This is a genomic window from Pseudomonas sp. 06C 126, assembly GCF_001855215.1.
GTDB lineage: Bacteria > Pseudomonadota > Gammaproteobacteria > Pseudomonadales > Pseudomonadaceae > Aquipseudomonas > Aquipseudomonas proteolytica.
The window spans coordinates 67,639-73,700 of sequence record NZ_MIFU01000088.1; the positions used below are offsets into that span (position 1 = coordinate 67,639).

Genomic DNA, 6,062 nt, shown 5'->3' on the forward strand with positions numbered 1-6,062 from the left:
GCCATGCCCTTTCACGATAACCGCCCCCGTCGCCTGACCTTGCTCAAACGGTTGCTGGGCAAAAAGACCGCCACCGATGGCGCGCCAGCCATTCACCGGTTCTTCGCGGACAAGGCCCGGCAGCAGGGCTACACCCTCAGCCCCAGCCAGTTGCGGGTGATCGATGCCATGGCCCGGCAAACCGCACAATTGTTAGCCAACCGCCCGGCCCGCAGCCTGTACCTGCATGGCGCCGTCGGCCGCGGCAAAAGTTGGTTACTCGACGGTTTTTTCCAGGCCTTGGCGCTGCCCGGCAAACAGCGCGTGCATTTCCATGACTTTTTCGCCCGCCTGCACCGGGGCATGTTTGCCCACCGCCAGCAGGCCGATGCCCTGGGCGCGACCTTGGACCAGCTACTAAACGGCTGCCGGGTGCTGTGTTTCGACGAGTTCCATGTGCATGACATCGGCGATGCGATGTTGATCACCCGGCTGTTCAAGGCCCTGTTCCAACGCGGCATCCTGGTGCTGGTCACCTCCAACTACCCACCACAAGGCTTGCTGCCCAACCCGCTGTACCACCAGCGCTTCAAGCCGGCGATCGACCTGATCAGCGCGCGCATGGACGTCATGGAAGTCAGCGCGCCCCAGGACTACCGCGGCTTGGCGCAAAACCACCGGCAGCAGCGTTTTACCCACGGCCAATACGTGTGGCCCGGCACCCCGGCCCAGCGCCGTGAACTGGGGCTGCCCGCAACCGATGGCCCGCCCCTGGCGCTGACGGTCGGCTCGCGGCAACTGCGGGTGCGCTGGCAACAGGCACGCAGCCTGGCCGTGGCCTTCGAGGACCTGTGTGAACAGCCCACCGCCGTAATGGACTACCTGCTGCTGTGCGAGGACTTCGACCACTGGATCATCGACGGCCTGCCCCGGTTGGACGACTGCCCGATTGCCGTGCAACAGCGGTTTATCAACCTGATCGACGTGCTGTACGACCAGGACAAGCACCTCACACTGCTGGGCCAACAGCCACTGGATACGGCCCTGCAAGGTCAGGCGATTGACCTGGCCCGCACCCGCAGCCGCCTGGGCCAGCTGCAACAAGTCAGCTCGCCGGCGCTCAAGTCGCTATCATGAGCGCCTTTGCCCTTGTCGAGTGACCGAAGCTGTTCATGGATACCCTTGCCCAACTCAAGGCTGGCCAACTGGCTGGCATCAAGCGCCTGGACCTGTCCTGCGGCCTGACGCAGTTCCCCCGGGAAATCTTCGACCTGGCCGACTCCCTGGAAATCCTCAACCTGAGCGGCAACGCCCTGAGCAGCCTGCCGGACGACTTGCACCGCCTGCCCCACCTGCGTGTGCTGTTTTGCTCGGACAACGCCTTCACCGAACTGCCAGCGTGCCTGGGCCAATGCCAGCAATTGAGCATGGTCGGATTCAAGGCCAACCAGATCGAGCATGTGCCCGCCGCCGCGCTGCCGTCGCAGTTGCGCTGGTTGATCCTCACCGATAACGGCATCAGCCACTTGCCGGACGCACTCGGTGAGCGGCCCCTGCTACAGAAGCTCATGCTGGCGGGCAACCGCCTGGAGCAACTGCCGGCGAGCTTGGCCCAGTGCCACAACCTCGAGCTACTGCGCATCGCCTCCAACCGCTTGACGCAATTGCCGCAATGGCTGCTGACGCTGCCGCGCCTGACCTGGCTGGCCTATGCCGGCAACCCGGTGGAAAGCGCGGTGGACCTGGTAAATGATGAGGCGACGCCGAATATTCCCTGGGCTGAACTGCAACTGGGCGAAATATTGGGCGAAGGCGCGTCAGGGGTGATTCGCAAGGCGCTCAGGGGAACATCGGGTGCACCTGTGGCCGTCAAGCTCTATAAGGGCACCATCACCAGCGACGGTTCGCCGCTGCACGAAATGCAGGCCTGCATTGCCGCCGGGCTGCATCCCAACCTGATCAAGGTGCAAGGCCGCGTGATCGGCCACCCCACTGAACAGGCCGCCCTGGTAATGGACCTGATCGACCCGAGCTACCGCAACCTCGCCGATCTGCCCAGCCTGGCGTCCTGCACCCGGGACGTCTACGACCCTGCCACCCGTTTCAGCCTGGAAGTGGCATTGCGCATGGCGCGCGGCATCGCCTCCGTAGCGGCGCATCTGCACCGGCACGGCATTACCCATGGCGACCTGTATGGCCACAATATCCTGTGCAATGCCGAGGGTGATTGCTTGCTCGGGGACTTTGGCGCGGCATCGTTCAGCGCCACGGCAGACACCTTGGAAACCAGGGCGTTGCAGCGCATTGAAGTGCGCGCGTTCGGGGTATTGCTGGGGGAGTTGCTGGAGCGCATTAACGAAGGCTTGAGCGATGAACAGCGCCAAGTGCTGGAGGCGCTGCGTGACAGTTGCTGCCAGCCGCAGGTGCTCACGCGTCCGGCGTTCCAAGAGATCGAGACACTGCTGTCCTCCCTCTGAAACGCCATGCACATGTGGGAGCGGGCTTGCCCGCGATAGCGGTGTAACTGACCCACCGCTATCGCGGGCAAGCCCGCTCCCACACTAGCCCCCGTCCATGATTAAAGGCCGGTGTCAGCCCGCCAGGCCGACGAACATATCTTGCACATCGTCATGGTTGTCGAGGCCTTCGAGGAACGCTTCGACTTCCGCCATCTGCTCGTCGCTCAAGCCGCTGACCGGGTTTTTCGAGATGTAGCCCAACTTGGCCGACAACACGGTAAACCCCTGCTCCGGCAAAGCTTTCTGTACCGCATCCAGGTCCGTGGTCTCGGTAATGAACAGGGTCGTGCCCTCTTCTTCACCTTCTTCAAAGTCCTGGGCGCCGGCTTCGATGGCGGCCATTTCCGGGTCGGCATCCGGGGTATCCGGCGAGGCCTCGATCAACCCCACATGGTTGAAGTCCCAGGCCACCGAGCCCGAAGCCCCCAGTTGCCCCTTGCGAAATGCCACGCGGATTTCCGCCACGGTGCGGTTGATGTTGTCGGTCACGCATTCGACGATCAACGGTACCTGGTGCGGGGCGAACCCTTCGTAGGTCACTCGATGGTACTGCACGGTCTCGCCCAGCAGGCCCGCGCCTTTCTTGATCGCGCGTTCCAGGGTTTCCTTGGGCATCGAGGCCTTTTTGGCCTGTTCGACCACCAGACGCAGGTGGGCGTTGGTCGCGGTGTCCGCACCATTACGGGCGGCAATGGTGATCTCTTTCACCAGCTTGCCGAAGATCTTGCCCTTGGCATTGGATGCCGCTTCTTTATGTTTAACCTTCCACTGTGCGCCCATGACTCACTCTCTTGATATCCGTGGCGCCGAGACGTCTACTGGCCGGCGCTTTGGCCGCAGAGTTTATAGGGCAAGACCCCTTCGTTCCACCAAAAAACCGGCCAGCATTGCAGGTGCCTCAGGTGCGCAGGGGTTTGATCGCCACTGAGCGATCCGGCACAAAGTCGCCCACTTGCGCCAAAACCGCAGGCCGGGCGTTCCAATAGGGCATCAGCACCAACGCCGAAAACAACGCGGCGCCGGCGAACACGATAAACACCGTCACCGTATCGAAGTAGCCCGGCAACAGGCCACCGAGAATCGCCCCCACCGAACCGCAACCGTTGACGAAGCCCGCCGCCGTCGCACCTGCCTTGGCCGTGCCGAAGTCGATCGCCGCCGTACTGCTGATCATCGAGTCCGGCCCGTACAGGGTCAGGCCCATGACAAACAGCAGGGCCATCACCAACAGCACGCTACCGGTATGCAGTGCCCCCATGAACAGCGCCAGCGACACCGTCAGCGCCAACAGGCTGAGGACACAGGCCGGCATGCGCCGGGCGCCAAACAGTTTGTCGGACGCCAGGCCAATCATGATCGGCCCCAACAGGCCCGCCAGTTCGAACGCCGTGGGCACAATAGCGGCACCGACCTTGCCCACCGAGGGCATCTGCTCGTAGACGATGACCGGGCCCCACAACAGGATCGCGTAGCGCGCCGGTTTCAACAGGAAGTAGGCCAGGCCCAAGGTCAGCACCGTGCGGTTGCGCAAGATCTCGCGCAGCGGCTCAAGGATGCTGATTTTCTTGGCCGCCGCCTGCTCGTCGGCGCTCATTGCCGGCTCAGGCTCCACTTCCGGCAGGCCGACGTCCTGGGGCGTATTGCGCTGGAAAATGAAGAACAGCACCGCCACCAACGCCACCACCGCGGCACTGGAGATAAATGCCGCGTGCCAGCTGCCGATCAGGGTATAGGCCCACCAACCGGCAAACGGCGATGCCACCAACCCGCCAAACGCATAGCACGAACTCCACAAGCCCAACACCCGCCCGCGCTGTTGCGCCGGAAAGAAACTGCCAAGGTTCTTGCACAGCCCCGACCAGCCAGTGGACTGCGCCAGGCCCTGGATCAACATGCACGTGACGAAGATCGGCAACGTGGCGAACGTGCCCATGACCAAGGCGGCGGCCGCAGAAATCACCAACCCTCCCAACACCACCACCCTGGGGCCGAAGCGGTCGGCGAGCATGCCCCAGGTGAACTGGCCAACGGCATACGCCGCCAGGTACAGGCCATCCAGGTTGGCCATCATCATCTTGTCCAGCGGGAAACTCGGGTCGTCGACGATCCCCAACTTGGCCACGGAAAACGCTTTGCGGGTGAAATAGAAGGCGGCATAGGCCAGCCAGGTGATGGCGAAAATCTGCACGCGCCAACGCTTGATACTACCCATAGGGATATTCATGGTGGTTCTGACCTCAGGTGTGAGTGTGCCGGCAGAATCGAAAAGCAATTGCCTGTGTTTTTATTGTTTTGCACTGCAGTACCGGGTCGCTGGGCGCCGGTACTGGTCAGATGAGTCCTGCAAGGTTGCACGCAACGACCCATGATCGCCGAAGTTGTAGGACTCAACCTACGGCGACTGGGGGCTATCAAAGCAATGGCTGACTAATAGGTAAAATCGATTTATCGTATTTCAAATATAAGCCCAGCTTGTAAGAGGTCGTGCCATGTCGGTTTCCCACGCGCAACTCAAAGCCTTCCATGCGGTAGCGGTCCACGGCAGCTTTACCCTGGCCGGCGAGCGGCTGTTCCTGACCCAGCCGGCCATTTCCGACCAGGTGCGCAAGCTCGAAGAGCGCTTCGGCGTGCTGTTGTTTCATCGCAACAAGCGCTCCGTGCGCCTGACCGACCTGGGCGAACGCCTGCTGAGTATCACCCAGCGTCTGTTTGTGGTCGCCGCCGAGGCCGAGGAGCTGCTGCAAGACTCCAAGGCCTTGCAGACCGGCAGCCTGACCCTGGCCGTGGATGCGCCGGTGCATGTACTGCCGCAGATCGCGCAGTTTTGCGAACGTTATCCGGGGATCACGGTAAAGATCGAGACAGGTAACACCGATGATGCGCTGTATCGCCTGCACAACTATCAGGCTGACCTGGCGCTGGTGGGGCGCGACGTCGACGATGAACGCCTGCTCTCAATCCCGCTGCGCGATGACCCGATGCTGGCCTTTGTTGCACGCAACCACCCGTGGGCCGGGCGGGAATTCATCGACCTGGCGGACCTGGACGACACGCCCCTGGTTCTGCGGGAAACCGGCTCAGTGACCCGTCAGACCCTGGAACGGGAGATGCACCAGGCCGGGTTGCGCATTCGCCCGGCGATCCAGGTGGAAGGCCGCGAGGCCGCCCGTGAAGCGGTGGTGGTAGGGATTGGCGTGGGCGTAGTCTCGGCCTCGGAATTCGGTGCAGACTCCCGGGTGTATGCCATGCCAATCCGCGACTGCACCCAGCGCATGAAGGAAACACTGGTGTGCCTCAAAGAACAAAGCTCGCGACGGGTGGTGGCGACGTTTCTGGAGATTGTCCGCGAGAGCCTGGATACCTGATCACCGACCTGTGTGGCGAGGGGGCTCGTCCCCCGCTGGGCTGCGCAGCAGCCCCAAACCCTGGTGCCGCGGTCTATCTGATAAAACTCGGCGGTCTTACTGGGGCTGCTGCGCAGCCCAGCGGGGGTGTAGAACCGTAGACATCCTTTACATCTGAAACCGGGGACATCGTTTACACATTTGAAGCTTGGATGCGGCT

The 6,062-nt window shown here is 62.4% G+C and carries 5 protein-coding genes; 3 read left to right on the forward strand and 2 right to left on the reverse strand.

The features are described 5' to 3' along the window. Positions 1–3 precede the first annotated feature (3 nt). Positions 4–1,116 (forward strand): cell division protein ZapE, encoded by a 1,113-nt coding sequence (zapE, locus tag BHC62_RS16045; RefSeq protein ID WP_070995492.1) that lies wholly within the window; start codon positions 4–6, stop codon positions 1,114–1,116. 35 nt (positions 1,117–1,151) lie between these two features. Then, positions 1,152–2,456 (forward strand): protein kinase, encoded by a 1,305-nt coding sequence (locus BHC62_RS16050; protein WP_070995493.1) that lies wholly within the window; start codon positions 1,152–1,154, stop codon positions 2,454–2,456. Positions 2,457–2,570: 114 nt separating this feature from the next. Here BHC62_RS16050 and BHC62_RS16055 read toward each other — a convergent pair whose 3' ends face one another. Further along, positions 2,571–3,278 (reverse strand): YebC/PmpR family DNA-binding transcriptional regulator, encoded by a 708-nt coding sequence (locus BHC62_RS16055; protein WP_029298387.1) that lies wholly within the window; start codon positions 3,276–3,278, stop codon positions 2,571–2,573. Positions 3,279–3,396: 118 nt separating this feature from the next. Next, entirely contained in the window at positions 3,397–4,722 is a 1,326-nt protein-coding gene (locus tag BHC62_RS16060) for an MFS transporter (RefSeq protein WP_029298389.1), read from the reverse strand. 265 nt (positions 4,723–4,987) lie between these two features. Here BHC62_RS16060 and BHC62_RS16065 point away from each other — a divergent pair, with 265 nt between their 5' ends. Beyond that, positions 4,988–5,863 carry a LysR substrate-binding domain-containing protein gene (locus tag BHC62_RS16065; RefSeq protein WP_070995494.1) on the forward strand — a complete coding sequence of 292 codons (876 nt, stop codon included), beginning with the start codon at positions 4,988–4,990 and terminating at the stop codon, positions 5,861–5,863. The last annotated feature ends 199 nt before the right edge of the window (positions 5,864–6,062 follow it).